23 protein-coding genes and 1 tRNA gene are annotated in these 26,778 nt (G+C 64.3%); 8 read left to right on the top strand and 16 right to left on the bottom strand.

Annotation, left to right across the window (positions count from 1 at the left end; all coding sequences use genetic code 11):
- The first annotated feature begins 33 nt into the window (after nucleotides 1–33).
- Together P272_RS08690 and P272_RS0105285 are read left to right on the top strand one after the other, a co-directional pair.
- Complete coding sequence (locus P272_RS08690) at nucleotides 34–651, top strand: LexA family protein (RefSeq protein WP_029678504.1); 618 nt, start codon at nucleotides 34–36, stop codon at nucleotides 649–651.
- Nucleotides 648–2,000, top strand: coding sequence for a Y-family DNA polymerase (locus tag P272_RS0105285; protein ID WP_044097807.1), 1,353 nt, complete (start codon nucleotides 648–650; stop codon nucleotides 1,998–2,000). Before P272_RS08690 ends, P272_RS0105285 begins: the two co-directional genes overlap by 4 nt.
- Here P272_RS0105285 and P272_RS0105280 read toward each other — a convergent pair.
- Together P272_RS0105280 and P272_RS0105275 are read right to left on the bottom strand one after the other, a co-directional pair.
- Nucleotides 1,997–2,701, bottom strand: coding sequence for a ComF family protein (locus P272_RS0105280; RefSeq protein WP_029678502.1), 705 nt, complete (start codon nucleotides 2,699–2,701; stop codon nucleotides 1,997–1,999). The genes P272_RS0105285 and P272_RS0105280 overlap by 4 nt on opposite strands.
- Before the next feature lie 171 nt (nucleotides 2,702–2,872).
- Nucleotides 2,873–3,712 carry an HAD-IIB family hydrolase gene (locus tag P272_RS0105275; RefSeq protein ID WP_044097806.1) on the bottom strand — a complete coding sequence of 280 codons (840 nt, stop codon included), beginning with the start codon at nucleotides 3,710–3,712 and terminating at the stop codon, nucleotides 2,873–2,875.
- Between the two features lie 65 nt (nucleotides 3,713–3,777).
- On the opposite strand from P272_RS0105275, the gene P272_RS0105270 reads away from it, so the two are divergent.
- On the top strand, nucleotides 3,778–4,212 hold the full coding sequence (locus P272_RS0105270) for a metallopeptidase family protein (protein WP_029678500.1): 435 nt from the start codon (nucleotides 3,778–3,780) through the stop codon (nucleotides 4,210–4,212).
- Between the two features lie 10 nt (nucleotides 4,213–4,222).
- On the opposite strand, the gene P272_RS0105265 is transcribed toward P272_RS0105270, so the two are convergent.
- Genes P272_RS0105265 through P272_RS0105250 form a run of 4 tightly spaced genes read right to left on the bottom strand, consistent with a single transcriptional unit; the run spans nucleotide 4,223 to nucleotide 9,200 of the window.
- Complete coding sequence (locus P272_RS0105265) at nucleotides 4,223–5,419, bottom strand: DUF5719 family protein (protein WP_029678499.1); 1,197 nt, start codon at nucleotides 5,417–5,419, stop codon at nucleotides 4,223–4,225.
- Complete coding sequence (locus P272_RS0105260; RefSeq protein WP_029678498.1) at nucleotides 5,412–5,747, bottom strand: hypothetical protein; 336 nt, start codon at nucleotides 5,745–5,747, stop codon at nucleotides 5,412–5,414. The genes P272_RS0105265 and P272_RS0105260 overlap by 8 nt, the downstream gene beginning before the upstream one ends.
- Nucleotides 5,744–8,884, bottom strand: a complete 3,141-nt coding sequence (locus P272_RS0105255) for a glycosyltransferase (protein ID WP_029678497.1) — start codon at nucleotides 8,882–8,884, stop codon at nucleotides 5,744–5,746. Before P272_RS0105255 ends, P272_RS0105260 begins: the two co-directional genes overlap by 4 nt.
- A gap of 58 nt (nucleotides 8,885–8,942) precedes the next feature.
- The gene (locus P272_RS0105250) at nucleotides 8,943–9,200 is read right to left on the bottom strand and encodes a WhiB family transcriptional regulator (RefSeq protein ID WP_029678496.1); all 258 of its coding nucleotides are present in this window, start codon (nucleotides 9,198–9,200) and stop codon (nucleotides 8,943–8,945) included.
- 328 nt (nucleotides 9,201–9,528) lie between these two features.
- Between P272_RS0105250 and P272_RS0105245 the strand changes: the two genes are divergently transcribed.
- The 4 genes from P272_RS0105245 (at nucleotide 9,529) to P272_RS0105230 (ending at nucleotide 14,703) form a co-directional block, all read left to right on the top strand.
- Nucleotides 9,529–10,959: an LCP family protein gene (locus P272_RS0105245; protein WP_253269674.1), complete on the top strand. Its 1,431-nt coding sequence runs from the start codon at nucleotides 9,529–9,531 to the stop codon at nucleotides 10,957–10,959.
- Nucleotides 10,960–11,032: 73 nt separating this feature from the next.
- Nucleotides 11,033–12,307 (top strand): LCP family protein, encoded by a 1,275-nt coding sequence (locus tag P272_RS0105240; RefSeq protein ID WP_029678493.1) that lies wholly within the window; start codon nucleotides 11,033–11,035, stop codon nucleotides 12,305–12,307.
- A gap of 87 nt (nucleotides 12,308–12,394) precedes the next feature.
- A complete protein-coding gene (locus tag P272_RS08685) occupies nucleotides 12,395–14,347 on the top strand; it encodes an FtsK/SpoIIIE domain-containing protein (RefSeq protein ID WP_052323208.1) in 1,953 nt (650 codons plus the stop codon).
- 77 nt (nucleotides 14,348–14,424) lie between these two features.
- The gene (locus tag P272_RS0105230; protein ID WP_015021978.1) at nucleotides 14,425–14,703 is read left to right on the top strand and encodes a WhiB family transcriptional regulator; all 279 of its coding nucleotides are present in this window, start codon (nucleotides 14,425–14,427) and stop codon (nucleotides 14,701–14,703) included.
- Nucleotides 14,704–14,801: 98 nt separating this feature from the next.
- Here the strand turns inward: P272_RS0105230 and P272_RS0105225 are convergent, their stop codons facing one another.
- Nucleotides 14,802–16,289, bottom strand: coding sequence for a sensor histidine kinase (locus P272_RS0105225; RefSeq protein WP_029678491.1), 1,488 nt, complete (start codon nucleotides 16,287–16,289; stop codon nucleotides 14,802–14,804).
- A gap of 166 nt (nucleotides 16,290–16,455) precedes the next feature.
- Between P272_RS0105225 and trhA the strand changes: the two genes are divergently transcribed.
- Complete coding sequence (gene trhA, locus P272_RS0105220; RefSeq protein WP_155805017.1) at nucleotides 16,456–17,376, top strand: PAQR family membrane homeostasis protein TrhA; 921 nt, start codon at nucleotides 16,456–16,458, stop codon at nucleotides 17,374–17,376.
- 181 nt (nucleotides 17,377–17,557) lie between these two features.
- Here the strand turns inward: trhA and P272_RS0105215 are convergent, their stop codons facing one another.
- The 9 genes from P272_RS0105215 to pth all read right to left on the bottom strand — a co-directional run bounded on the left by P272_RS0105215 (nucleotide 17,558) and on the right by pth (nucleotide 26,745).
- Entirely contained in the window at nucleotides 17,558–18,037 is a 480-nt protein-coding gene (locus P272_RS0105215; RefSeq protein WP_024627331.1) for a GreA/GreB family elongation factor, read from the bottom strand.
- A gap of 104 nt (nucleotides 18,038–18,141) precedes the next feature.
- A complete protein-coding gene (locus P272_RS0105210) occupies nucleotides 18,142–18,549 on the bottom strand; it encodes an FKBP-type peptidyl-prolyl cis-trans isomerase (protein WP_024627330.1) in 408 nt (135 codons plus the stop codon).
- Nucleotides 18,550–18,639: 90 nt separating this feature from the next.
- Nucleotides 18,640–18,725 (bottom strand) — tRNA-Leu (locus P272_RS0105205).
- Between the two features lie 24 nt (nucleotides 18,726–18,749).
- Nucleotides 18,750–19,751, bottom strand: a complete 1,002-nt coding sequence (locus tag P272_RS0105200) for a Ppx/GppA phosphatase family protein (protein ID WP_029678489.1) — start codon at nucleotides 19,749–19,751, stop codon at nucleotides 18,750–18,752.
- A gap of 11 nt (nucleotides 19,752–19,762) precedes the next feature.
- Nucleotides 19,763–20,368, bottom strand: a complete 606-nt coding sequence (locus P272_RS0105195; protein WP_044097827.1) for a DUF501 domain-containing protein — start codon at nucleotides 20,366–20,368, stop codon at nucleotides 19,763–19,765.
- A 166-nt stretch (nucleotides 20,369–20,534) separates the two neighbouring features.
- The gene (locus P272_RS08680) at nucleotides 20,535–21,119 is read right to left on the bottom strand and encodes an FtsB family cell division protein (RefSeq protein WP_052323207.1); all 585 of its coding nucleotides are present in this window, start codon (nucleotides 21,117–21,119) and stop codon (nucleotides 20,535–20,537) included.
- A 95-nt stretch (nucleotides 21,120–21,214) separates the two neighbouring features.
- Nucleotides 21,215–22,510, bottom strand: a complete 1,296-nt coding sequence (eno, locus tag P272_RS0105185) for a phosphopyruvate hydratase (RefSeq protein WP_029678486.1) — start codon at nucleotides 22,508–22,510, stop codon at nucleotides 21,215–21,217.
- 43 nt (nucleotides 22,511–22,553) lie between these two features.
- Nucleotides 22,554–26,156 (bottom strand): transcription-repair coupling factor, encoded by a 3,603-nt coding sequence (gene mfd / locus P272_RS0105180; protein WP_029678485.1) that lies wholly within the window; start codon nucleotides 26,154–26,156, stop codon nucleotides 22,554–22,556.
- On the bottom strand, nucleotides 26,146–26,745 hold the full coding sequence (pth, locus tag P272_RS0105175) for an aminoacyl-tRNA hydrolase (protein ID WP_029678484.1): 600 nt from the start codon (nucleotides 26,743–26,745) through the stop codon (nucleotides 26,146–26,148). The genes mfd and pth overlap by 11 nt, the downstream gene beginning before the upstream one ends.
- Nucleotides 26,746–26,778 lie beyond the last annotated feature (33 nt).

The raw sequence follows: 26,778 nt of genomic DNA, 5'->3' as shown, positions 1-26,778 counted from the left end.
TTTGTTCGAATGTCATCGAGTTCGAGGTGTGCCATGGTCGCTACCATTCATGGGTCGCCGGATGCGGCCCCTGCTTCCCTGCCGGAGTGCCGGGTCGATGCCCTGAGCCTCTTCCGAGGACACCCCAGCCCTGTCCCACAGGCACTGGAGGCCGTTCACGCCGGCTTCCCCTCAGTTGCCCAGGACTACTTCAGCGGCGACTTCAGCTTCGACCAGAACGTCATCGTCCATCCCGACTCCACCTTCATCATCCACGTGGCCGGCGATTCCATGACCGGCGCCGGCATCTTCGATGGGGACCTGCTGGTGGTCGACCGGTCCCTGGAGCCGCGCGAGGGGGACATCGTCATCGCCATCCTGGACGACGAGCTGCTGGTCAAGCGGCTGGCCAGATGCAAGGGACGGACCATGCTGCGGGCCGAGAATCCCGCCTACCCCGACTTCATGCCTCAGGAGGGCGAGGAATTGGTCATCTGGGGGGTGGTCATCGGCAACTACCACTGGCAGCGGGTGGACGCCAGGGGTGGATCCCGGAGTGACTCTCCCCTGCCGCAGGTCACCTATCCCGGACACACCCCGCACGTACGCGGGCGCACGGGAGGTCAAGGCCGGAGGCCCGTCTATCCTTCCACGGGCTGGGGGTCGGCATGAGCGCGCAGAGGCCGGGCGACCCTGCATCCGGGACCGCTCTGACCAGTCAGGTGGTCCTGGCCGACGCCAACTCTTTCTTTGCCTCCTGCGAGGCCGTCTTTGACCCCTCCCTGGCCGACCGCCCTGTGGTCGTGCTGTCCAACAACGATGGCTGCGTGGTGGCCCGCAACCGCCCGGCCAAGGCCCTGGGCATCACCAACGGCACACCCTGGTTCACCATTCGTGAACGGGCCCTGCAGGACGGAGTGGTGGCCCGCAGCTCCAACTATGAGCTCTACGCCAGCCTCTCCCGGCGCATGATGGCCATCATGGCCCATTTCCTGCCCAACCAGGAGGTCTACTCCATCGACGAGTGCTTCATGGACAGCATCTGGAACGACAAGCGCACTGTCGAAATCTGCCGGGAGCTGCGTGCCGCGGTCCTGCGGTCCACCGGCATTCCCGTCAGCGTGGGGGTGGCGCCTACCAAAACCCTGGCCAAGGTGGCCAACCACTGGGCCAAGGATCACCCCTCGACCGAGGGGATCACCCTCTGGAGCCAGGTGGAGGCCCAGTATGGCGACCAGGCTCTGGCATCAGTGCCCGTCGACCAGGTCTGGGGGGTGGGTCGACGGCTGACCGGCAGGCTCATGGGCATGGGCATCACTACCGCTCTGGATCTGCGCGAGGCCGATCCCTCTCTGATCCGGCACCGGTTCTCCGTCATGCTGCAGCGCACCGTGCTGGAATTGAGAGGACGGCCCTGCATCGAGCCCGAAGGAGATGCCGCCAGGGGCGTACGCACCAATCAGATTTTGTGCTCGCGCATGTTCTCCCACCCTATAGAGGGCTACGCCACCCTGGCCCAGGCGTTGAGCATATACGCCCAGAAGGCCTGCCGCCGTCTGCGTCGACAGCACGGTCTGTGCGGAAAAGTACAGGTCTTCTGCTCCACCAGCCCCTATGCACCCCAGCAGTTCTGCGCAGCCGGCAGGACCGTCGTCCTGGAGGATCCCAGCGACGACCCGCTGGTCATTGCAGGTGCAGCCAGCCGGGCGCTCAAGGGCCGGGTGGATCCGCACGCCCGCTGGATCCGGGCCGGAGTGGTTCTGCTGGATCTGACCGATGCCGACCACTTCCACACCCTGGAAGGCCTGGATGCAGCCCGGGACACCCATGGTCTGGGAGATGTCCTGGAGGATGCCACCCGTCGTTTTGGTCCCTTCCGTGTGGGCGTAGGCTACGGAGGCATCCGTGGCCAGGGCCGGGGCGACGAGGACACGGGGGCCGATTGGGCCATGAACCGGGGCATGCTCTCCCCCCGGTCCACCACCCGTTGGGATGAGATGGCCGTGGCCCGGGCCCGCTAGAGATCCTCATGGCCTGGAGGAACAGCCGCCAGAGCCAAGGCGGCCAGCGGCAGGGCGCCTGCGGCCTCCAAGGCACAAGCGCACTGGCGGATGGTGGATCCCGTGGTGATGATGTCGTCCACCACCAGGACGGGATGACCGGCCAGCTGTGAGGGATCCGAAACCGCAATCCGGCCCGCCAACCGACGCGAACGGTTTCGACGGCCGCCCGCCTGGACAGACTTGGTTCTCACGGAGTTCATGACCAGCGCCGGTTCCACCCGGGCAGTCAGACCCTGCCGCTGCAGGGCCTGGACCAAAGACAAGAGGATCGGCTTCAGATGAACCCGCCCCCTCCTTCGCAGGGAGGCGGCCGAGGAGGGGGCGGGAACCACCAGAATCGCCTTCGCTGGCTTGGACCGGAGCAGAGGGTCGATCAACCTGGACAGGGCCGGAGACAGGCCGGCCACGGCCTGGCCCAAGGGTTCATCCAAGGGCCGGTTGTCGTGGTCCTTCCAGGCCAGAATGATCCGCCGGACGGGTCCCCGATATGGAGCGCAGGCCAGGGCCAGACCAGCGGCATAGGCAGGCGCAGGCAACGACAGGGGCCGGAGGAGCAGGGATCTGCAAGTGGGGCATAGCAGAAGATCGGGGCGATCACAGCCGGCGCAGGCTCGAGGAGCCAGCAGATCCAGGGCCGAGCCCGCCAAGGCCGTAGTCACAGCACAAATGGCCTGGCGGAGTCGGCCGGATGGCAATGAATGGTTGCGCATATCGTCCAGCCAACCCTGGAACAGCGAGAATAGGCAAGCAGAAGAAAGCCATGTGCATGAACAGGCATCTGTTCACAGGCTCGCCGTTCACAGACTGGTCTGCGGACAGGTTCAGTAGGTTCAGGCCAGGTCAGCTTCCAGGGCCCGGATCAGGTCCAGGGCATCGGCAGGATTGTGCACACGCAGAGCCATGGCCCCGGCCTCAGCTGCCGGATAATCGTTGCCGTCCGGATCCATCCGGTCGCCCACGAAGGCGATCTGGTCGACATCCACGCCCAGTATCTTGGCCAGGGAGGTCATGGCGTAGGCCTTGTCGATGCCCTTGGCGGAGATGTCCACGCTGGTGGAGCCGCCGGAGCGCACCTGCAGGTGAGGCAGGTCAGCAGCCACAGCCCGGGCCAGGGCATCCTTGCGGCTGTTGTCGGGATCCCAGGCTTCCTTGGCTTCCACGGGTGCCTGCTGGCCCAGTGCTGAAAAGGTTATCTGGCTGCCGCGATCCTCGATGCGAGGACCCCAGACCTGTTCCTCCCAGTCGCCCAGCTGCTTGGCCCTGCGCTCCAGACTGGCCTCGGCAGCCTGACGGTCCTGGGCGCTCAGGTCGTGGGCGTAGACGCAATTCCAGCTTCCTTCCTGCCAGCGGTAGTAGCGGGTGCCGCTGGTGGGCATCAGATGCAGCTGGTCGAAACGGGTATCGTCGGGCAGGGCGTCAAGCACTTGGTCGCGAAACTGACTGAACCGTCCGCCCGAGACGATGGCCACAGGCCGGAGCTGGGTAAGGGCGGCGAAATGAACAGCCATGGTCTGATCCATGCGGGTCTTGGACAGCGCCAGGGTATTGTCCAGATCGAAGGCCAGCACCCGGGCCCGTGCGCAGATGGACCTTATGTCTTGGTCGCCCCACCAGGCCACGTTCATCGCACCGTCCTTCGCCATGATTGCTCCCATCCGCTTGTCGATCATCGCTCCATGCTACAAGACACCCTGAATCGAAACTGCCACTGAGTTGAGGGGCTATGGTGAGTGTCATGATCAACGATCAGCCGCCTTGGGCACGCACCGTTTACCGGGACAGTCATGGCCGGGGAATCCGTCGGCCCACCTTCGGCACCCGCCTGCCCCGCTATCGCACCAGGTGTGGAATCTTCGACGATCTGACCGCAGCCCAGATCCGGCGGCTGGGCGCCGGCTGGCCTCAACTGGTCAAGCCCGTCCAATTCGCGGTCGAGGATGTGCCGCCCTCCGACCCCACCCCCTGGGAGGACCGGTCGGACCTCTTCTCACGCAGTTTCCCGGCAGGTCGCGGCATCCCCGCCAGAATCGTCCTGTACCGGATGCCCATCCAGAGCAAGACCAGGGACCGCACGGAGCTGGAACTGATCATCCGCGACGAGCTGGTCCTGCAGCTGGCCGACCTTTACGGACGCGACCCCGAGGAGATCGACCCCATGTGGGGACGCTGAAGGCCGAATCTCAGGGCAGGACGGTGGAGTCGGGGCCGGAGCGAATCACGGTGGTGGTAGGCATGAGCCCGTCAGGGGCCATGACCGCCAGACCGGCCAGGCCAGCCTGGTTGACTGCGTCCACATTCAGGCGTGCATTCCAGATCAGCCGGGAAGAGGCATGCCCAGAGTCCTCATTCAGTCGCACGGCGGCTACTTGGTCGCCCAAATCGTGAGTCGAAAGCTCGCTGGCTCGACCTGCCTCAACAGTCAGCGAGCGCTCTTCCAATTTGTTGCCCTTCTCGTCGAAACCAACCAGTTCGGCCTTGACCGGATCAGCCGACGGGTTGACCAGGGTCAGCGCAGCCTGGGCAGGCTGGGATATGGTCAGGGCCGAAGAGGCGGCAGCAGTTCCCGCAGGAATCAGAGCCAGGTCGGACTGCGACTGATCCTGACTGCCCTGGGTGGTCACCTGCAGGACTGCACGGACAGGCCGATCGGCATGTACCTGCAGGGCCAGCTTGCCGTCAGGCACGCCACCCAGGTCCACCGCCGTGGCCTGAGAGCCCTGCAGATCCACGCGCCGCAAGGATTGTTGACCGCCTTCATCCACCCAGGACAGGTCCACCGCCGTGGCATGGGAGCCCTGCAGAAGCAGAGTTGCCTGGTCTGCACCTCGCAGGCCGGGAATGACCAGATCACGACCGGGAGCCGGCAAGGCGGTCACCTGATCCGACCCGCGTGGATCAAACCCAGACATGACATTGACGGAGACCGACATGGCCACCGGGGCCTGGGAACTGCGAGCCCGGACGTAGATGGCCTGCTGGCCAGGAGCCGCCGCAGACAGGTCATATGAAGCATGGCCGCCAGGCGCCACTGTCATTGTCTTGCCGGTCTCCAAAGACAGGTGGCCCGAGGAGTGCGAACCCTGGACCTCGATACTGATCACCGTGGCCTTGGATGACGGATTGTAGGCCACCAGCCGTTGGGTGGTCCCTCTGCTGGTGGCGGGCAGCAGGAAGTCCGCATTCATGACGGCCCGGGGGCAGGCCAACGCCTGAATCCCCCTAAGATCGCCCTTGGTGGCCCATGAGACCATGCCGACGGCAGCCCCCGTGCCCGGCTGGGACTTGAGCATCCTGGAATCGAAGGCAGTGGCCGAGGCCCCAGGATCGAGCGAGGCGGCCATGGCCTTCTGCCCGTCCAGGAGATCAGGATCAGTCACCGTGGTGCGTTGCCCTCCCCCCACTTGGGGTCAGGCTGGAACTGCCGATGGCTCCAAAGGCGGCGGCGGTGACACGGGAGCTCAGATCGCCCTCCGATGCCTTGAACTGGTCATCGCCGACCTTGTCCTCGTCCGCTACCGCCATGCGAGCCGGGCAGTAGGCCGCCACCTCCCGCTGGCTGACGCGGCTGGCCACAACAGTCGAGCCCTTGGCACCATCAGCCAAGGAGGCAGGGGGCGTCCAGATCAGCAGAGCGGCGATCAAAACCGCCACCAGGGGCACCGTGACCAGAGCGGCCACCAGGGATCCCTTGCTTCGTGCACTCATAGTTGCTCCCCTCCGAAGTAGCTCGGACGCGGCAGAGCCACCAGGCAGTATCCCAGCAGGATCAGGCCCAGGGTCCACAGCCAGGCCCTCCTCCAGGTGCTGGCCTCCGCTTGCGTGACACCAGCCATGTCAACGCCCACATCCTTGTCGGACTGCGGGCTCAGACGGAAATAGGTTCCCTGGGCATTGGCCACCACCTGCTGGGCGCCATCGCTGGCGGTGATGTTGGAAACCAGGTCATCGTTGGGCGTGGACCCCAAGCCGGCGGCTCCTGAACGGTCGACGGGCACATAGATTCCCCCGAAGCCGAGGCCGGTCACCGCGGCTACGGCCTTGGAGTCGGCATTGGCCATCAGGGCCGCCGCCGAATGCGAAAGGAGATCCTCGCCGGTCAGCTTACTGCCGTTGACCCTCTGGATGCGCAGGGCAGGCGAGGCATCGATCAGCTCCCCTCGTGAGGTGTGCAGACCGGTGTAGGCCACACGGCCATGGGAGGGCGAGGTCAGCACCAGCACCCGATGGGACGGATCCTTGTCCAGGTAGTCCACGGCCACTGCCGGAAGCTGCCGGCCATCCGCTGACAGGGGGCCGCCGACTGGCGCAGCCAGACCCGCCACTGCCACGCCTGCAGTGACCAGGGCCAGGACCAGGCCCAGCAAGAGCCTCAAAACCCGTCCGCCACCATCGACTGCAACTGCTGACGTTGGGGACGACTGAGCAGGAGGCAGGGGCGGACGATCAGCATCGCCATCAGGGACCTGATCATGGCCAGGAGCCAGGGGCGAGAAGGGACGGACGGCCCTGCCAGCCAAGAGGCCCAGACAGGTCAGCAGCCCCATGAAGGCCATCATCATGCCGGGCAGGACCGAACCAGCCACTGGACCGGTTTCGTCCAGACCGGTGCAGACCGCCTGCGAGACCATCGCCAGAACCAGGCCCAGCAGGACGTCGATCCAGAGAATCCTGGCCGCCTTGAGCGCCCGAGGCACAACCAGGGCAACAAATGCCAGCAGGGCCACCGTCAGCAGGCAGCAGACCAGCGTGGCCGGACGCCAGAGTTCAGGCCGCCACCTGATAGGCCAGAGGGCCGAAACATCCAGGCCCAGCAGACTGGACAGCAGTTCCCCCAGACTCCCGGTCCTGGGCCGGCCAGTCAGGTCTGCCGAAGGAACCATCAGGTCTGCGAAAAGCTGCCTCCAAAGCCCATCCTTGGCATGATGCAGGGAATTGACCAGGGTGGGCGCCAGGGCCAGCACCGAAGGCAGAGGCATCAGCAGCAGCATGATCCTATGGGAGGGCACCAGGCAGATCGCCATGATGAAGAGAGGAATCATGGCCATTATGAGCTGAGGCTCGGCTGCCAGGACCGGCAGGAAGCAGATGGAGGCCAGAGCCGCCTGCTGCACCGAAGCCTTGGGGTGTACGGGAGCCTCGGTCTGGTACAGCCCCACGGCCTTGAAAACGAAGGCAAAGGCGACAGGCATGAAGGCCATGACCGTCAGCATGGGCAGCTGCAGGCCGTCCACAATGCCCAGGGCGAATGCCAGACAGGCCCAGAGCAGTCCCAGCAGGGCGCGGATGGGGTTGGACCTGGTGACCACGCCGGCCAGGGCCCAGAAAGACAGGGCGGCCAGTCCCGTCTCCGCCAGGAGCATCAGGGCCATGGCCTGGGCCACATGACCGCCGGTCAGCAGGGCAAAGGGCAGAAGCACCAGGAGGAAGGGAGCAGGAACCACGGGCTGTCCCACGCCTCCGGCCCAGGACCAGGAGGTCGTGGCCGCCGCCAAGAGACGGGACCAGTCAGATCCTGACGAGGGCAGGGAGGGAGCATGAATGGCACCTCCCGAGAAGATGGCACGACAGAGTGGCCAGTGGGTGGCCACCAGGGCCACCAAGACCGCTATGGTCATCCCTGAAGCCCAGGCCAGGCGACGCAAAAACTGCTGTCGCAGATGAGCCAGAGCCAGGTGGCTGAGCATGGGATGTTCCTGCTGGTCGTGGAAGGCCTGCCTGCGCTGCCGCCACTGCCGGATCTGCTGACTGTTGGCCTGCAGAATGTCCAATCGGCGGGGACCGCCATGGCAGGCGGAAGTCAGACGACGACGCATGGTCAGCAAGGCTGCAGGACGGGCCAGGATCCGCCAGGGCGCGCACAGGCGGCAGAGGGCCCGGTAGGGTCGCTTGCCGATAAGATCAACCGCCATGAACCACAATGCCGCCAGAACCCGCCAGAGCCAGACCAACGGCCACCAGGGCAGGGCAAAGTCGGTCAACAGGTAGCGTTCCCGAGCCAGTATGGGACCCATGGAGGCATCCAAGCAGTGGTCAGACGGCACCGGCCGTCCATTCCGGTCACGCAATCCGCTCATCCGGGCGCTGGCATGGGCCATGCGAACGCTGGGCACCACCACCACCCGTCCCCCCGACAGGCAGATGCGACGGCAGAGGTCGTCGGCCTGACCGAAAGTGCCGGCCCAGACGCCTGGTCCACCCAGGTCCTTCATGGTCTGCATGGGCACCAGGGCGCCGGCCAGGCTCACCGCAAAGACATCCTGACGCGCGTCATACTGCTCCTGATCGGGCTCGCTATCCACTACCAGGCTCACCGTCCGGTGATGGTAGGCATACCGACCCACGTCCCGCAGACCCTCGCCCTGCCAGTCATACTGCTTGGCACCCAGCAGAGAGGCCGTGGGATTGCTGTGCCAGGTGTCCACAAGCTTGTCCAGACAATGATTATCCAATGGACGGCAGTCGTCGTGCAGAAGCCAAAGAGCGCGGATCCGACCAGGCAGACGGGCATAGCCAAGCGCCTTGTCCACGGCATCGCCAAAAGAGGAGGCGCCTCGGGCGCGAACCACCTGCACCTCCACCCGCGCGGGTCCGTCCACCGGGAACTGCGCATAGAGAGGCTCCACGGTGGCCCCCGAGCAGTCGGCGATTACCAAGACCCTGGGCAAGAGGCTCTGTCGCAAGAGGGCACGCAGGGTTTCGGGCAGGTAGGTCAGGTCATGCTCGACAGTGATCACCGCCGCCACGGCATCCTCAACATGAGGGCTGGCGGCAGGCGAACATTCGTTCATGACTGCAGAGAGGACCTGCCGAACATCCTGGGCTTGAGGTGCGACGAAACTCATGCGTTCCAGTCTACGCAATCCAGGTCACCGGATGCCTCGCTCGGGCACCTGCGGCGATTCAGACCTGACGCTGCGCGCGCATCCTCTTCTTGTAACGGCGGCGCTCCCGTTCACTCATGCCGCCCCAGATGCCAAAGCGCTCGTCGTGTTCGACCGCCCAGTCCAGGCACTGCTTTCGGACGGTGCAGTCGGCACAGACCCGTTTGGCCTCCTGGGTGGAGCCTCCCTTGCCCGGGAAGAATGCCTCCGGGTCGGTCTGTGCACAGAGCGCCTCGCTTCGCCAGGATGGCCCGATGTTGACTTCGAACCATTGCATCAGCGGCGTCAGCCTGTTTTTAGTTGTATTGCTGTATCGAGTGTCTACAAAACCACTCATAGCGACCCCCCAGTCCCTAGTGTGTTTTACACACTTTTATTACAGCCGCTGCGGGGGTCTTCTGTCAACCCCCAAATGACTGCAAGCGCAACTTAACAACACGTGGAGGAGACCGTATCGCCCGAAGAGGAGCTGCGGATGGGGGGGTCAGACTATACTGTGACTGGTTCAAGCACGCGCCAGCGCCATCCCGGTTCTTCCTGCCGGAATGGCCCCTACAGCGACAGCCGATGAGGAAGGCATACCATTGACGTCCCCAACCAGAAAGATGGGACTGCCCAACATCAAGGCGGGCAGGAACGGTAAACCCCAGCACAGCGACGGGTTCCGCAGCAGCCACTCCCTGCGCACGGGCATCTGTCTGGCCCTCACCTTCGTTCTTTGCTTCCTGGCCTCGACTGTGGCAGCCTTCTGGACGGACATCAACGGGCACATGCACGTGCTCGAGCCCATCAACCTGACCCAGGCCCACAAGGCCCCGGAAGACATCTACAAGGGCAAGACCCTGAACGTCCTGGTGCTTGGCCAGGACACCCGCGACGGCAAGGGTAATTCGGAGGTCGGCGGCAGCGGAGACGGCCTGGAGGAGAACCACCAGTCCGACACGGCCATGGTGGTCCAGATCGCGGCCGACCGCTCCTATGTGAACGTCGTCTCCATCCCCAGGGATTCCATCGTGAACGCCCCGGCCTGCGTCACCAGCAAGGGTGAGACCATCCCGGCCCGCCGTCAGGTCATGTTCAACTCCATCTTCGCTGAGGGCTACAACCAAGGCGGCGATGCGAATTCGGCCGCCAGCTGCTCCCTGGCTGCGGTCCGCTCCCTGACCGGCCTGGACATCCAGCAGTTCGTGGTGGCCGACTTCAACGGATTCAAATCCATCATCGACGCCCTGGGCGGGGTCGACGTATGCATCCCCAAGGACACCAAGGACAGCTACACCGGCATTGACCTGAAGCGCGGTCTGCACCATCTGGACGGGACCCAGGCCACCGAATACGCCCGCATGCGTCATGGCACCGGCGCCGACGGATCGGACATCATGCGCACCACCCGCCAGCAGTACCTGATCAAGAGCCTGGTCAACGAGGCCAGGAACGTCGATATCTATTCAGACCTGCCCAAGGCCTACCGTCTGGCCACAACCTCCATGTCAACCCTGCAGCTGAGCGAGGGTCTGGGCAGCTTCCAGACCCTGCTGGGCCTGGGCAACTCGCTCAAACACATAGACACTGCGCACATCTACGCGCGAACCATACCAGTCAAGGAATGGTCCCAGGACCGCTATCGGGTGGTCTGGACCGAGCAGGCCGAAACCATCTGGCGCCTGCTGCGTCAGGGCAAGCCCTTGACACAGGCCAATGAGGAAGCTGAAGAAGCCTCCTTGTCAAGCACCTCCTCGTCAGATAATCAGACCCGAGGCACCCAAAGGGCGCAAGGCAAGGCTCAAACACGGAGCAGGAGCTCTGAGACACAGTCCTCCACCCAGACTCCCTCCGCCTCCGCCACCGCTCTGCCCGATCCGGACCCGCGCACGGGACTGATTACCATGCCCAATAAGACCCTGATTGATCCGAGCACAGGGGGGATTGTCGACCCGAATGACGGGACCATCAAGGACGCGAACACCGGCCAATACATCGGCATGGCCGATCGCTACCTGTTCGCCACGGTCTGTGCGGTTCCGGCGCAGAGATAGCCGATTAACTGCCATGGGTCGTTCAGACATGCTATTGCTTGCCTAGTCGGTCAAAGCTACGGAGGTTGAAGGCATGCGGACTGGTTCAGACCAAGGCGGACAAGAGCAGGAGCCACCCAGCTTCATGCCCTCCAGGCACCGTCGTCCCGAAACTGCTGCCAGCGCTCCCACCGCCTCGGCCAGGCACAGCCGCAGACAGCAGGAGCTTCCAAGCTTCTCGCCTTCCTCAAGAGGCGCAACTCAGCCGACGCAAGTCGGCAGGACCCGGACAGCCAGACGCACCAGCGGCTCCTCGCGGACCACGCCCAGACCAGCGGCCCAGCCTGTTCCCAGTCGGAACGGCTGGGGTAACGGCGGTGCTCGAGGCAATCGGGGCTTGCGTTCCGGTACCGCCCTGGCCCATAAGCATCCAGTGCGCAGGTTCATAGGCATACTGCTGCTGATCATCCTCTTGGCTCTGGTCGTACTGGCAGGCGGCGGGTGGTTCTGGATCAATGCCAGGCTCAACCGCGAGCAAATGCTGACGGACGCCCCAGGCTCTGGGGCCACCACCTGGCTTCTGCTGGGGTCGGACCAACGTGACGGATCCCCAGGGGCCGGCCAGGACACCAGCATCACCGGTTTCCGGACCGACACCATCCTGGTGCTGACCAAGCCTCGGCACGGAGCAGCTTCACTGATCTCAGTCCCCCGCGACTCCTTGGTCAAGGAGGACGGGAGATACATGAAGATCAACGCCGTTGCATACACCTCGGGCTACCAGTCCCTGACCAGCCAGATCGAGGACATCACTGGTCATAAGGTCGACCATGTGGCCCTGATACGCTTCGGAGGCTTGAGCAAGGTGGTCGATGCCATGGGTGGTGTCAACCTCTGCTATGACGCGGATGTCAACGACCCCAGATCAGGCATGGTCTGGTCCAGGGGCTGCCATCAGGCCGACGGCGGCATGACCCTGGCCTTCACCCGCATGCGTTACTCGGATCCCAAGGGTGACTTCGGGCGGGCCGAACGGCAGCGTCAAGCCATCTCGGCCATCACCACCAAGGCCCTGCAGCCTTCGGTCCTGCTCAACCCCGTCACGGCCGGCAAGGTCCTTTCGGCAGGTCTGGATTCCCTGGTGGTGGATGAGCGGGCCAACGCCATAGACCTGGTACGCATGGTCCTGGCCTTCCGCAGCGCCAGCGGCCCAAAGGGAGTCACCGGGAGCCTGTACTGGACCAATCCCAACTACTTCCCCAACAGGCGGGTCGGTTCCACCGTTCTACTGAATCAGGCCCGTAACACCGAGCTGTTCGACCAGCTGGTCCAGGGCAGTCACGACCCAGGCACCGTCGGCGGCAACTGATTGCACCATCCGGCAGTCACCATCCACATTCAACCACATACCTAGTTCGCCCTGGCATTCAAGTATCAGTTCTTTCATGCTGGAAGCATGACCAAGGCCCATTCGACTACTACACTCCCCTCGTCGGTGACAGTCGGCCAAGAGACCTCTAAGAAGGTCGAGAGTGACCATCCGCGCTCTGCCAACAAGAGCAGAGTCCAGGTCGTTCTGACCCTGGTTGCCCAGACGGCTCCGGCCCTGGCACAGGCGGGCATGATCTGGTACGTGGTCGGCCAGGGCCGCTGGATGCTACTCCTCCTTTTGCTGCCCAGCCTGACCGGCACCCTGGCCATGGTGCTTCTAAGCCTGCTGCGAGCGCATCGTCAGCCATCACCCCCTCCCCCTGCCCGCACACAGTTGGTATACAGCCCGGCATCGGATCGTGCATCACCATCGACAACCACTGGGGACCAGATCGAGCAAGACTTGGCTCAACTGGTCTCCGGCCCGGGCCCTCAGCTGGAGTCCCGACTGTTAGGATCAAGGACTCCGGGAGCACATGGCCTGCTCTGGCAGGGCATCGTCCACTCCTGGCTTGCCGCATCCGGTCCTACAGCGCCGGCAGTCATCGGCATCCGTCCTGATCACAGCCCGCTGGTCATCGACCTGCCGCGCGACGGACCACACGCGCTGGTGGCTGGCACCACCGGATCAGGCAAATCGGTCTTTCTGCAGACCTGGTGTCTGGCCCTGGCCGCCAGCCAGCCGCCGGACCGGCTCAATCTGGTCCTGCTGGACTTCAAGGGCGGTGCCGGGTTCGGCCTGCTGGCCCGACTACCGCAAACCGTGGGTTGCGTGACCAATCTGGATCTGGACCGGGCCACACGGGCGCTGAACGGACTTCAGCGTGAGCTGGAACGCCGCCAGCGCCTGGTCGCCGGAGCAGGAGTGGAGGACACTGCCCTGATGTCCGATCCGCCGGCACGTCTGGTGGTGGTCATCGACGAGTTCCAGGCCCTGCGCCAACTCCTGCCCGACTATCTGGACAGGCTGACCTCTTTGGCCTCCCAGGGCCGGTCCCTGGGCATGAACCTGGTGGCCTGCACCCAGCAGACAATGGGGCAGATCAGCGCCCAGATGCGGGCCAACATGAACCTGGGCATCTGTCTGCGGGTGCGGGATCCCCTGCAGTCCAGGGAGCTGCTGGGCTCCTCCTGCGCCACGGCCATCGACCCCGCCCATCCTGGTCTGGGCTTTCTGGAGCAGGGTCGGGGCCCCCAGGCCTTCCGCACCTGCCCAGCGGCCGATCCGCAGGCCCTGGTGGACCAGATCGTCAAAGCCAGTCGCTTCTGCGGCAGCCGACCGCCGGCACCGCTCTTCTCCCCTCCCCTTCCAGAACATGATCCGGCCTACGGAAAGATCATCTGGAAGTCGGGACGGCCTCTGATACCCCTGGGACGCACCGACGACGGGGTCCTGCTCCACCTCTATCGCCTGCCACTCAAAGGCCATACGGCTCTGATCGGAACTCGAGGCCGAGGCAAGAGCACCCTGCTGGCCCTGCTGGCTCGTTCCCTGCTCACCCTGATGCAACCGGGAGCCCGACCAGAGCCCGACTTCGACCTGCGTATCACCCGCCGGACAGGCCACGGCTACAGTAGCCGGGATTTCCCGGGTCCGGTGCCCGCACCGCCTGGAGGTGGTCACAATGGCAGTCGAGGGTTGGTCTGGATCCTTGACGATGCACAGGACCTGCTGGATCCGCTCTGTCAGGATCCTCTGGCCCCTCTTCTGCAGGAGGCTCTGGGACAGGAGGGAACTACGGTGGTTCTGGCCGTGGAGACGGCCAGTGCCCTGCGCAGACCTGAGCGTTTCAGCCGTCGCCTGGTGTTCCCCTGTGGCGAACGAGGGGCTGACCTGGCAGCCGGCATCCCCGCCGATCAGCTGGCCACCCTATCCTCCCGAGCCAGCGCCATTCCTGGACGGTGTCTGGTCCTGGAGGCAGGTCTCGCCATTCCGCTACAGGTGTTCTCTTTAGCCGTAAAACAAACGGACCCTTGAAAAAAGTCACTCATCGTGCTTATCTTGCATAGGGTAGTGATAAAGCACCGATAAAAACTTCTTGGAGGCTTAGGTAGATGAGTAATGCGTTTGATTGGCGCGCTAAGGCTGCTTGCCGTGACAAGGACCCTGAGCTGTTCTTCCCCGTCGGCAACACAGGTGCAGCCTATCAACAGATCGAGGAGGCCAAGGCCGTGTGCCGGACCTGCAAGGTCATTGACGCCTGTCTGAAGTGCGCACTGGACACCAATCAGGATTACGGCGTCTGGGGCGGACTGAGCGAAGACGAACGCAGGGCTCTGAAGCGCCGGGCCATGCGTGCGCGCAGGTCCCAGGCCATGCAGATGCAGTCCTGAATCTTCCCGATTGCGCCAAACAGCAGAGGGGCGACGGCTTGATGCCGTCGCCCCCTTTCTTTTTCCGAAACGTACCCCTTGCTACAAGCTTCCCGGCATCACACGTCCTGGGCCACTCGCAGCTTGATGTTGATGACCACCCGGGTGCCGCCATCCCGACGGGGCTCCCACTTGACCGTGCCGCCGAAGTCGTTGGTGACGAAAGTGTTGATGATCTGTGTCCCCAGACCGGACCCGGTGGAACGAGCCTGGCCCTGATCCGACTCGGTGCTGTAACCGTTGCCGTCATCCTCGACCACCACGTTGAGGTTGTTGCCGCCACGGCCCACCGATATGGTGATATGTCCCTCGTCGCGGCCCTCAAAACCGTGCTCGACCGCGTTGTTGACCAGCTCGGTCAGCACCAGGGACAGAGGTGTGGCGTCCTGGGCGGGCATCATCCCGAACTTGCCCACGTAGGAGATGGTGATGTGCTGGTCGCTGGTGGTGGCCAGGTCCACGCTCATCTTCAGCAGGTTGGCGATCACCTTGTCGAAGTCCACAATCTCGTCGGCGGTCTGGCTGAGCCCCTCGTGAACCACGGCGATGGTCTGGACGCGGCGCTGGGCCTCCTCCAGCTCCTTGCGGACCTCCTCGGATTTGGTGCGCCTGGCCTGCAGTCGCAGCAGAGCCGACACGGCCTGGAGGTTGTTCTTGACCCGGTGGTGGATCTCGGAGATGGTGGCATCCTTGGTCTGCAACTCCTTCTCCCGGCGGCGCAGCTCGGTCACGTCCCGGCAGAGCACGATGGCGCCTGTCCTTCCCTGCTTGCCGTACAGGGGCAGGGAACGCATGGAGACGGCCGACCCGTTGGCGTCCAGTTCCGAATCAACAGCCGCCTTGCCCGACAGGACCAGCGGCAGGGAGTCGGGCACCGGATCGTTCTCCTTGAGCAGGGAGGTTCCGATCTCGCTCAGGTACTGGCCGATCATGGTCTCCACCGAGCCCAGCCTGCGGAAGCAGCTGATGGCGTTTGGAGAAGCGTAGCGCACCACGCCGCTTGCCGTCAGCACAAAGAAACCGTCGGCCACCCTGGCGTTGTGCCGCTGGTTGAGCACCGAATCCGCGTAGGGGAACTCGCCGCGGGTAATCATCTCGAAGAGCTCCTTACCCGCATTGATGCTCTCGCTCTCGTAACGGCCGTTGGACTCGCGGGTGGCCATATTGGTCTCGCGGACCACCAGGCCCAGGGTTTTGCCCTGGTGTCGGATGGGAGCGTAGACATCACAGACCGTGGCGCGGCCGATGGTGCGCAGCTTGTTGGACCGCAACACCCCCTTGGACCGCATGGCAGCCTCCAGCTCCTCACGTTGATCCGCCGGGAAGTGCTCCCCCACCACATCCTCGGTCCGCAGGGACATGACCGTAGAGGGCCGGCACTGCTCGGCCACGGTGAACTCTCCCTCGCCCGTGCGCAGGAGGAGCAGCAGGTCGGCAAAGCTCAGATCGGCGATGACCTGCCAGTCGGCCACCAGGTGGTGGAGCCACTCGCGGTCCTCCTCATTACAGTCGTCGCAGGATGCCAGAATCTCGGAAAAATCAGCCATGCCCCCATCATACAAAGGGCCCTCGGAAGCGGACAGGCGGGTCATGCCAAGGGCGATGATGACATGCGCGTCCAATACATAGGTCTGCGGTAGGGTGGTTGACGGATGTTTCGCCCCGGCGACCGGACCCGACGGGCCCGGACCAGTCAGGGGCCAAGGGAGGGCCATGGCAACCAGGACCAGCGAGGACGGCAGACCGTCCGAGGATCAGGAGGTCGATCCCGATCTCGAACGCCGCCGCCAGCAGCGCCGCCAGGAGTTGACCTACCTGCGCAAGGACGCAGAGGTGGCCCATGAGGCCCATCTGCAGGCCAGGGCCGACGCGGTGCGCGCCAAGGCCAAGGCCAAGGCCGCGCGGATCATGGCCAAGGCCGAGATCAAGGCCTCGAGGATTGAGGGCATCCCCGACATGGAGATCGAGCGCAAGGTCCGCCTGGACGTGCACGGCCGCCCCAAACCCCTGCTGCGTGGCTGGATCCACGCTGTAGCGGCCCCGCTGGCCCTGGCCGCCGGCATCGTGCTGATCTGCCTGGCCCACGGCGCTGGTCTCAAACTGGCATGCGCAGTCTTCATGGTCGCCTCGCTGGCCCTCTTCGGCAACTCGGCCCTCTACCACCTGGGCGACTGGACCCCGGGGACCACGGATGTGCTGCGCCGCCTGGACCACGTCAACATCTTCCTGCTCATCGCCGGCACCTACACGCCGATCTCCTTCGCACTGAACCCCTTCTGGCGGCGGATCATCATCCTGGGCATGTGGGGAGCCAGCCTGGTGGCCATGATCGTCCACGTCTTCTGGATCGATGCCCCGCGTTGGCTCTACACCCTGGTCTACGTGGTCTTCGGAGTCTCTGGTGTGGGCTTCCTGAAGCTTTTCTGGGACTCCCCCATGGCCGGTCCGGCTGTGGTGTGGCTGATCGTGGCCGGTGGCTTGGCCTACATCCTGGGTGCGGTTGTCTACGGCCTGCGCCGGCCGGACCCCTGGCCACGGGTATTCGGCTTCCATGAGATTTTCCACTGCGGCACGGTCATCGGCTACGCCTGCCATATCGTGGCCATCTACCTGGTGGTCTGCAACCTGCGCTGAGCACATCCCCGGCCTGAGGGTCTTTTCATCGAGCAACATCCAATACAGACCCTCGGTCTGCCGCAAGAATCAGACAGCAGTCATTCACAGAACGCTCGTTCATAAATGAAGCCGCCCTCCGTCGACCATGGCGGGGAACGGCTTCATTCAGGCCGGACTGGGACGGTGAGGGGTCGTCCCGCTACTTGAGGGGCTGGGCATCCTTGACGGTGACCGAGATGTCCTTGCCATTGGGAGCCTTGTAGGTCACAGTCTGGCCCTTCTTGGCGCCCATCAGGGCCGCGCCGATGGGCGACTCGGGGCTGATGACGTCGTAGTCGGTGGCCACGGTCAGGTCCCTGGAGCCCAGCACATAGACCATTTCGTTGCCTGCCATGGTCAGGGTGACCAGGGAACCATTCCCAACCGTGCCCGCCTTGGGGGCCTTGAGGATCTTGGCGTTGCGCAGCTTGACGATCAGCTCGTTGATCCGCCCTTCGTTCTTGCCCTGCTCCTCGCGGGCAGCCTGGTAGCCGCCGTTTTCGCTCAGATCACCCTCGGCACGAGCCGCCGCGATGCGTTCGGTAATCTCGTCGCGGTACTCGCCCTGACGGTGGTCAAGCTCCTCCTTCAGCTTGTCGTAAGCGGCCTGTGTCAGCAGAATCGTCTTTTCCTCAGCCATGTGATTCCTCCTTGTTTGATGCACTTGACTCGTGGCCCGACCTGAACTGCAAGTCAAGGGTATGAAAAAGGCGCCGGCCCTCACCGGCGCCTGGAGACCCTTGTCTACCGTGTCGATATGATGTCGATCACGAAAACCAGGGTATCGTCGCCGCCGATGCCCGCCTGGGGCATCCCCTGACGACCATATCCATACTCCGGTGGAATGGAGACCACCAACCTGGACCCCACGTTGTGGCCGGGCACCGTCTGGTCCCAGCCGCGAATGACCTGCCCCACGCCGATCCCGAAGCTGGCCGGCTGATGGCGCTGGAAGCTGGAGTCGAAGACCTGATCCGAACCCCAAACGACGCCGTGGTAGTTGACGGTTACGGTATCGCCCTTGCGGACGACAGGCCCATCCCCCTCGACCAGTTCCACGGCGCGCAGCCCGCTGGGCGCCGGACCATGGAAGGTTATGGTCGGCGTGGCGCCGAATTCGGCGTTCACCTCGGGCATGGATTGGTCACTCATGACAACTCCTTTGGTTTTCTTGCGTACCAGAGTATCGGTTCGTCGGCCGGGTGACAAGTTGCGACACTGCCCTCCAAGCCGATGAGGCCTTGGTGCCCCGGGTGGGAATCGAACCCACAAGCCGGTGAAGGCGGCGGATTTTAAGTCCGATGCGTATACCATTTCGCCACCGGGGCCGTAACCCATAACGCCTTAGTATATCATTCGCGCAGGAGGGTCCGACCGTAGTCCAGGACCAGGCCATCCAGAAGGCCGTGCTCACTGGCCACATAGGTTCCCGAAGCCAGAGCACTCGGACTGGCCTGGCCCAGACGCTCCAGCAGGCGGCTCCAAATCAGGGCGCCGCCACCGATAACATCCACACGCCCGGGATGAATGACCTTGAGCTCCCGACGCCCCTGACGGCTCATGTTCAGCACCTGGTCGTCAACCCGCCGGGCCGCATCTACCGAAATGGACTGACCGTCGACGGCATGGCGATCGTAGACCTGGCATCCCAGGGCCAGGGCGCTCATGGTGGTGACCGTGCCGGAGACTCCGATTAGGCTGCCTACACCGGCCACAGGGACCTGGTCGAAGGCCCGGTCGATCCAGCTGTCAACATCCTCAAGCGCCTGGTCGATCTGCTCCTGGGTGGGCGGATCGCCCAGCAGATGACGCTCGGTCATCCGAACGGAGCCGATGTTCATGGAGTAGGAGGCCCTGACCTGGTCGACAGGCAGGTCATTCCCGTCCCCTCCCAGGACCAGCTCTGTGGATCCGCCGCCCAGATCGACCACCAGGTAGGGCGCAGGCGGCATATCGTCGCTGCCCCGCTGCTCCAGCACGCTGACCGCGCCCAGAAAACTCAGCGAGGCCTCCTGGGAACCACTGATGACCTCGGGCGTGACCCCCAGGATGGAGCGCACCCCCTCTTCGAAACTTTCCCGATTGTCGGCATCCCTGGTGGCCGAAGTGGCCACAAAGCGCAGGCCATCCACCGGGTGCTCCTGCAGTTGCTGGGCGAAGAGCCGACAGGCCTCAAAGGCGCGTTCCAGAGCTTGGTCGGAAAAGCGGTGGTTGCGGTCCACGCCCTCCCCCAGCCGTATGACCCGCATCAGCCTGGGAGCCACCGGGTGGAGCCCCTGCCGGTCCACCCGGGCAATCAGCAGACGTATGGAGTTGGTGCCGCAGTCCACGCCCGCCACTGTCACCTGATCCATGGAAGCCCCCTTCATTGGTTTTCCTGCTGGTTCGCTTGCCGTGATGCCTCAGTCCAAGGCTGGGCGCACCTGCAGACCTGTGGGTCGAACACCTGGCGAACCAGATCCAGAACCCGGTCACCCAGAGGATTGACCCCGGGTCCCATAACCAGAGACTGGGCGGTCAGAGCATGCAGGCACTTGACCCGTTTGGGCATGCCACCGGCCGAGATTCCGGCGATGTGACTCTCGTCGTCGCCCAACCGCTGGGCCAGGGCGGAGCGGAAGGCCAGATAGAGCTCGTGGGCCCTGCAATAGGCGTTGGCCAGGTCCGGATCGGCACCGAGCTCGGTATTCCAGTCGGCCATGATACCGTCGGCCTCCAACCGGGAGACGGCCTTGACGGCCTCGGGGCTGGTCAGATAGCAGGTGGTCGGAAAGGGCGTGCCGTCCTCCAGCTGGGGTCGAGTGACCACAGCCAAGGGGTTGCCACAGACGCAGCGGGCGCCCACGGCCACCATGCCCCGCGGATAGCGGCCCAGTTGTCGGTTCACAACGGCTATCTGATTCGGCGTGGCCGGGTTCGCCAGAAGCTCCTGGACGCGATCCCTGACCGCCGCCAGGTCCCGGTCTGTCACCCGGCTGGAGGTTTTAGGCTCGACCCGGGCCACGTCTCCAGCTTGAGATTTCACTGCTGCCTGGGGCCTTTCCTGGGCCTTGATCACGCTGTCCTCATCTTTCCTGATTGTTTGCTGCTGCTGAGTGCATTGACTGTTGACGCGACGAAATCCGAACCTTCGGGGTTCACTGCGCTTTCCCGCCCTTGGACGGAGAAGGACTATCAGGGCCACCTGTACTGTTGGAACCAGTTGGACCAGCTGATCCGTTCGGGCTGGCTCCGTCACCAGAATGCTGGCCCTTGCTCCCCCTGCTCCCATTGGCAGCCGGCTCCTGGTCGGCCTTGGCAAAGGAGTAGGCCATCTCCTGATACCAGGGCAGGGAGTTCTTCCTGGGAGCCCGAACCCCCTTGCTTCCGACCTGGTCCTTGTCCTTGCTGCCAGTGACCGCCTCCGGATGCAGGACCCGGATGGCCTCCTCGTCGGGGAAGACGAATCCCAGCCGATCCCTGGCCTGTGCGGTCACATAGGCCTTGTCGTCCCAGCGTCGGATCTGGTTCTCCAGGTCACGCTTGTGCTCGACCAACTGGGCCTGCTGGTTGCGCAGGCCGTTGAGCTCGGAAAGATTGATGGCGTAGGCATGGAAGGTGGAGACCAGTTGAATCAGCCCCAGAGCCACAATGATGACCGCTACAAAGAAGGTGATGGGTCCCGACGACCGCCTGCTTGTCCGCCGGTCGGTGCCGTCACGTTTGTTCTTGGCCATATCCATAAAAATACCCGCGGCAGCCGACGCGGACTACCACGGGTGAAAGACTTCACAGTCGGGTCAAAACCTGCAAAGGCTCCGGTCCGACTGGCAAGGCCTTACTTGGTGTACTTCTTGCAGGCCTTGAAGGCGCTGTAGCCGGCGTACTCAGCGGTGGAGCCCAGCTCCTCCTCGATCTCCAGCAGACGGTTGTACTTGGCGATGCGCTCGCCACGGGCCGGAGCACCGGTCTTGATCTGACGGGTGTTCTTGGCCACAGCCAGGTCGGCGATGGTGGTGTCGGAGGTCTCACCGGAACGGTGGGAAACCATGGAGGTGAACCCGTTGGCGGTTGCCAGCTCGATGGCGTCCAGGGTCTCGGTCACGGTGCCGATCTGGTTGAGCTTGACCAGCAGGGAGTTGGCGGCCTTCAGGTCGATGCCCTTCTGCAGCCTCTTGGGGTTGGTCACCAGCAGGTCGTCGCCCACGAACTGCAGGCGGTCGCCCATGGCGGCGGTGATCTTCTGCCAGGCGCCCCAGTCCTCCTCAGCGAAGGGATCCTCGATGGAGACCAGCGGATACTTCTCGACCAGGCCCTGGTAGTAGTCCAGCATGTAGTCGGCGTCGCGGTCCTCGCCGTCGAAGTGGTACTTGTCGGTGTCCTTGTTGTAGAACTCCGAGGAGGCCACATCCAGGCAGAGGCCAATCTGCTTGCCGGGCTCGTAGCCGGCAGCTTCAATGGCGTCGACGATGTACTTCAGGGAGTCCTCGTTGGACTTCATCTTGGGGGCAAAGCCGCCCTCGTCGCCCAGACCGGTCTCGTGGCCGTCCTTCTTCAGGATGCCCTTGAGGGTGTGGTAGACCTCGACGCCGGCGCGCAGGGCCTCCCGGTAGGAGTCGAAGCCGTAGGGGGAGATCATGTACTCCTGGATGTCGGTGGCGAAGTCAGCATGGGCGCCGCCGTTCATGATGTTCATGTTGGGCACGGGCAGGATGTGGCCGTTGGTGCCACCCAGGTAACGGTAGAGAGGCAGTTCGGCGGACTCGGCGGCCGCATAGAGCGCTGCCAGGGAGACGCCCAGAATGGCGTTGGCGCCCAGCTTGCCCTTGTTGGGAGTGCCGTCCAGATCAATCATGGTCTCGTCCAGGGCGCGCTGATCGGTGGCGTCCATACCGATGACATTGGGAGCGATGGTCTCATTGACCGCCTTGACGGCGTCCAGCACACCCTTGCCCTGATAGCGCTTCTTGTCGCCATCCCTACGTTCCCAGGCCTCGGCCTCGCCGGTGGAAGCACCGGAGGGAACCAGACCACGCCCCTCGGCGCCGTCCTCAGTCTGCAGAACGACCTCGACGGTCGGGTTGCCACGGGAATCAAGAATTTCGCGCGCGAACACGCTTTCAATTGCTGCCACAACTGCTCCTTCAATAAGTTGTTGTGATGTCTCTTACAGGATACTAGTTTTGTTGGACGGGCGAGGGACCCGCTGGCGTGCCATCGTCGGAGGACTTGGGCAGCCCCCAGGCCAGGTCGTCCAGCAGGGTGTCCACCCAGGCGGTCATGGCCGCCGAATCCATGGGGCCTGAACCCAGGGAGCCCGCGAAGGGAGCCGGAATAAGCAGGGTCTGCGTCACCGGGCGGTACTGGCTGCCCTTGTAGATGCGGGCGATTCGAGCCTGGAGGGAGTCGGGCATGGTTACGGGCCTGATCCGCACCCTGGAGCCCTGGGAGGCAATCTCCGCAATGCCCAGTGAGCGAGCCTTGGCCCGCAGCCTGGCCACCGCGAAAAGGGTGTCGAACTGGGCCGGCGGACGTCCGTAGCGGTCGGTCAGCTCCTCGTGCAGGTCGCGCAGATCCTGCTCGTTGCGGGCCGAGGCCAGCTTGCGGTAGGCCTCCAGACGCAGCTTGTCCGAGTCGATGTAGTCCACTGGAATGGAGGCCTCCAGGGGCAGGTCGATGCTGACGGTGACCGGCTCGGTCCGCCCGGGATCCTTGTACTCTTCCACCGCCTCGGAGACCATGCGCACGTAGAGGTCGAAGCCGACCCCCTCGATATGGCCGGACTGCTCGTCGCCCAGCAGGTTGCCGGTGCCACGCAGCTCCAGGTCCTTCATGGCTACGTCGTAGCCGGACCCCAGGGCCGTATTCTGGGCGATGGTGGCCAGTCGGTCGTGGGCTGTCTGGGTCATGGGCTTGCTGGGGTCGTAGAGGAAGTAGGCGTAGGCGCGCTCCCGTCCTCGCCCCACCCGGCCGCGCAGCTGATGGAGCTGGGAAAGCCCGAAGCGGTCGGCCCGGTCCACGATCAGTGTGTTGGCGTTGGGAATATCCAGGCCGGTTTCGACGATGGTCGTGCAGACCAGCACATCGATGTCCCGGTGCCAAAAATCACGGATGACCCCGTCCAGCTGCTTCTCGCCCATCTTGCCGTGGGCCACACCAACCTTGGCTTCGGGGACCAGGGCCTGCACCTTGGCCGAAACCTTGCCGATGTCCTCCACCCGGTTGTGGATGTAGAAGATCTGGCCCCCGCGCAAGAGCTCGCGGCGAATGGCCGCCGTCACCTGGGCATCCTCGTAGGCGCCGACATAGGTCAGCACCGGCAGACGGTCCTCGGGGGGCGTGGCCAGTGTGGACATCTCCCGGATGCCGGTCACCGCCATCTCCAGGGTGCGAGGGATGGGCGTGGCCGACAGGGACAGGACGTCAACGTTGGTCCGCATGGCCTTGAGGGTCTCCTTGGCCTCCACGCCGAAGCGCTGCTCCTCGTCCACAATCATGAGACCCAGATCCTTGAAGCGGATGCGCGGGTTGAGCAGCTTGTGGGTGCCGATGACCACGTCCACGGCCCCGCTGGCCAGGCCCTCCATAGTGGCCTGATTCTCCTTGGCGGTCTGGAAGCGGCTCATGGCGGCCACATCCACCGGGAAGCCCTCGAAGCGCTCGGTGAAGGTCTGATAGTGCTGCTGGACCAGCAGGGTCGTGGGCACCAGGACCACCACCTGCTTGCCGTCCTGGACGGCCTTGAAGGCAGCACGGATGGCTATCTCGGTCTTGCCGAAGCCCACATCCCCGCAGATCAGCCGGTCCATGGGCACCGGCTTCTCCATATCAGCCTTGACATCGTCGATGGCGGTCAGCTGGTCTGGGGTCTCCTGGTAGGGGAAGGCATCCTCCAGCTCCTTCTGCCAGGGGGTGTCGGGACTGAAGGCGAAGCCCTTGGTGCGTTGCCTGGCCGAGTAGAGCTTGACCAGGCCCTGGGCGATCTTGTGGACGTGCTTGCGGGCCTTGGCCTTGGTGGCCGACCAATCGGATCCGCCCAACTTGTTGAGTCTGGGGATCTCGGCACCGATGTAGCGGCTGACCTGGTCCAGCTGGTCGGCAGGCACAAAGAGCTTGTCCGGCGGGGCGTTGCGCTTGGAGGGGGCGTACTCCAGGACCAGATACTCCCGGCTGCCCTTGCTGGGGCCCACGCCCACGCTGCGCTGACGCATACCCAGGAAGCGGCCGATGCCGTGCTGGTCGTGGACCACATAGTCGCCGGGCTTGAGCTCGTCCAGGTCGATGGCCTTGCGTCGGCGGTTGGAGGTCTTGCTTCCGGCGGCCACGCTGGTGCGCCCGGTCAGGTCACGCTCGGTCAGCAGGGCCAGGTGGGCGGACTGGTCCACGAAACCGTCCACAGCCAGGGAGCGGTGGTACTCCAGCCCGGTGATTCCCGTGGTCTGCACGGCCCGACGCAGACGGCTCAGCGTTCCCTGTGCCGGAGCGGTCACCACAACCCGGTCGCCGCGCTCCAGCAGGGAGGCGATGCCCGAAGCGGCCCGATCCTCGTCGCCGCGGTACTGGTCCGGTGCCAGGGCATCCAGACGCTCGGCCCCCTCCCGGTCCGGGTCCACCGACAGGTCGGTCAGCTTCCAGACCTCCCCCTTGCGGTATTCCAGGGATGAGATGACCTCGTCGTAGTCCAGGAAACTGGCCCTGTCGAAGCTGATGGGTGCGCCCGAGCCCTGCCCTGAGGCGGCCACATGCCAGCTCGCGGCCAGGAACTCGTTGGCGGTCTTGACCAGGTCCTGGGCGGAGCGAGCCAGCAGCTGCGGCTCGGACAGCAGGATCAGAGCGCCCTCGGGCAGCATGGATCCTACCGGCACCAGGTCGTCGACCAGGGCAGGCAGAAGGGATTCCATGCCCTCCACCGGAATGGCCTGGGCGATGGACTCCAGCATGTCATCGGCGTTGGGGATGCTCCCGATCAGGGAACGTGCGCGGGCGCGGACCTGGTCGGTCAGTTGCAGCTCGCGGCAGGGCGGCGCCCAGATCCGGTCCAGGTCGGGACCATAGGTGCGCTGGTCGGAGGCGTGGAAGCTGCGGATGGTGTCCACCTCGTCGCCGAAGAACTCGATGCGCACCGGGTGGGCCATGGTGGGGACGAAGACATCCAGGATGCCACCTCGGACGGCGAACTGGCCGCGCTCCATGACCAGGTCCACCCGGGTGTAGGCGTTGCGTACCAGGGCTTCGACCGCCTGGTCCAAGGGCAGCTCCTGGCCACGCAGAAAGACCAGGGGCTCCACATCCTGCAGACCCTTGACCACAGGCTGCAGTAGGGAGCGCACGGGCATGACCAGAATGCGGATGGGTCCAAAGTCGGGATCGTCCTGGACCGGATGGGCCAGCCGCCTGAAGACGGCCATCCTGGAGGCCACGGTGTCTGCACGAGGCGAGAGCCGCTCATGAGGCAGGGTCTCCCAGGAGCGCAACAGGGCCACATCACCCGGGTCGCCCTCATACCAGGAGCGGATGGCGCCGGTCATTTCCTGGGCATCACGCTCTGAGGGGACCACCAGAACCACCGGAGCCCGACCGGCTGCAGCGGCTGCCAGGGCCGGCCTGATGCCCTGGGGAGCCTGGACCATAAGGGAGGTGTCGGTGTCAGCCGCAGGTTCGGAGTCTCCTTGGACCAACCTCTTGAAGGCAGCATCCGCCTGCAGGTCGTCCAGGAGAGGACGCAGGGACCCGTTCAGCGATTCCTGGGGTTCCGCCTTCTGTGTATCCTCATCGACCATTGAACTGCTCCTGAGCCTGGTTGAGGCCCTTGGTGATCACGATTTCCGCGGCATCTGCGCCGTCGGCCAGGAACTCGGGCAGGCGTTTGCGCTGATCGCCGACAAAGGTGCCCAAAACCCAGTCCACAGTTCGGCGGTGGGCATCAGGACCTCTCCGGGCATGCCCTACGCCCATGCGGACCCGTGCGTAGGCGTTGCTGCCCAGGGAACGGTCGATGGAACGGATGCCGTTGTGCCCGCCCGAGGACCCGCCGGCCTTGACCTTGATCCGACCGAACTCCAGATCCATATCGTCATGGATGACCACGACCCGGCCAACAGGTATGTGGTAGTAAGAGCAGATGGAGGCCAGGGCATCGCCGGAGTCATTCATGAAGGTCAGCGGCTTGGCCAGAAAGAAGGGTATGCGCCGTCCGTCAAGATCCAGGGTGCCCCTGCCCAGCTGGGCCAGACCCTTGTGGTCGCGCAGGTTGACCGACCAGCGTTCGGCCAGCAGATCGGCGCACATGAAGCCCATGTTGTGCCTGGTGCCCTCATACTCGTCACCCGGGTTGCCCAGTCCGGCTATCAGCCAGAAATCGGATACCATGTAGGTGATACCTCCTGCTCTCAAACGGGACGG

It is taken from the genome of Bifidobacterium sp. 7101 (genome assembly GCF_000499285.1).
Lineage (GTDB): Bacteria > Actinomycetota > Actinomycetes > Actinomycetales > Bifidobacteriaceae > Bombiscardovia > Bombiscardovia apis_A.
The sequence above is the reverse complement of the archived record's forward strand: the minus strand, read 5'-3'. Positions and strand labels throughout refer to the sequence as shown.

Excerpts from the sequence above, each read along its gene's own strand:
- P272_RS08690 (WP_029678504.1), top strand. The coding sequence starts at position 34 with ATGGTCGCTACCATTCATGGGTCGCCGGATGCGGCCCCTGCTTCCCTG.
- P272_RS0105285 (WP_044097807.1), top strand. The coding sequence starts at position 648 with ATGAGCGCGCAGAGGCCGGGCGACCCTGCATCCGGGACCGCTCTGACC.
- P272_RS0105275 (WP_044097806.1), bottom strand. The coding sequence starts at position 3,712 with ATGATCGACAAGCGGATGGGAGCAATCATGGCGAAGGACGGTGCGATG.
- P272_RS0105270 (WP_029678500.1), top strand. The coding sequence starts at position 3,778 with ATGATCAACGATCAGCCGCCTTGGGCACGCACCGTTTACCGGGACAGT.
- P272_RS0105260 (WP_029678498.1), bottom strand. The coding sequence starts at position 5,747 with ATGAGTGCACGAAGCAAGGGATCCCTGGTGGCCGCTCTGGTCACGGTG.
- P272_RS0105255 (WP_029678497.1), bottom strand. The coding sequence starts at position 8,884 with ATGAGTTTCGTCGCACCTCAAGCCCAGGATGTTCGGCAGGTCCTCTCT.
- P272_RS0105250 (WP_029678496.1), bottom strand. The coding sequence starts at position 9,200 with ATGCAATGGTTCGAAGTCAACATCGGGCCATCCTGGCGAAGCGAGGCG.
- P272_RS0105245 (WP_253269674.1), top strand. The coding sequence starts at position 9,529 with ATGGGACTGCCCAACATCAAGGCGGGCAGGAACGGTAAACCCCAGCAC.
- P272_RS0105240 (WP_029678493.1), top strand. The coding sequence starts at position 11,033 with ATGCGGACTGGTTCAGACCAAGGCGGACAAGAGCAGGAGCCACCCAGC.
- P272_RS08685 (WP_052323208.1), top strand. The coding sequence starts at position 12,395 with ATGACCAAGGCCCATTCGACTACTACACTCCCCTCGTCGGTGACAGTC.
- P272_RS0105230 (WP_015021978.1), top strand. The coding sequence starts at position 14,425 with ATGAGTAATGCGTTTGATTGGCGCGCTAAGGCTGCTTGCCGTGACAAG.
- P272_RS0105225 (WP_029678491.1), bottom strand. The coding sequence starts at position 16,289 with ATGGCTGATTTTTCCGAGATTCTGGCATCCTGCGACGACTGTAATGAG.
- trhA (WP_155805017.1), top strand. The coding sequence starts at position 16,456 with ATGGCAACCAGGACCAGCGAGGACGGCAGACCGTCCGAGGATCAGGAG.
- P272_RS0105215 (WP_024627331.1), bottom strand. The coding sequence starts at position 18,037 with ATGGCTGAGGAAAAGACGATTCTGCTGACACAGGCCGCTTACGACAAG.
- P272_RS0105210 (WP_024627330.1), bottom strand. The coding sequence starts at position 18,549 with ATGAGTGACCAATCCATGCCCGAGGTGAACGCCGAATTCGGCGCCACG.
- P272_RS0105200 (WP_029678489.1), bottom strand. The coding sequence starts at position 19,751 with ATGGATCAGGTGACAGTGGCGGGCGTGGACTGCGGCACCAACTCCATA.
- P272_RS08680 (WP_052323207.1), bottom strand. The coding sequence starts at position 21,119 with ATGGATATGGCCAAGAACAAACGTGACGGCACCGACCGGCGGACAAGC.
- mfd (WP_029678485.1), bottom strand. The coding sequence starts at position 26,156 with ATGGTCGATGAGGATACACAGAAGGCGGAACCCCAGGAATCGCTGAAC.
- pth (WP_029678484.1), bottom strand. The coding sequence starts at position 26,745 with ATGGTATCCGATTTCTGGCTGATAGCCGGACTGGGCAACCCGGGTGAC.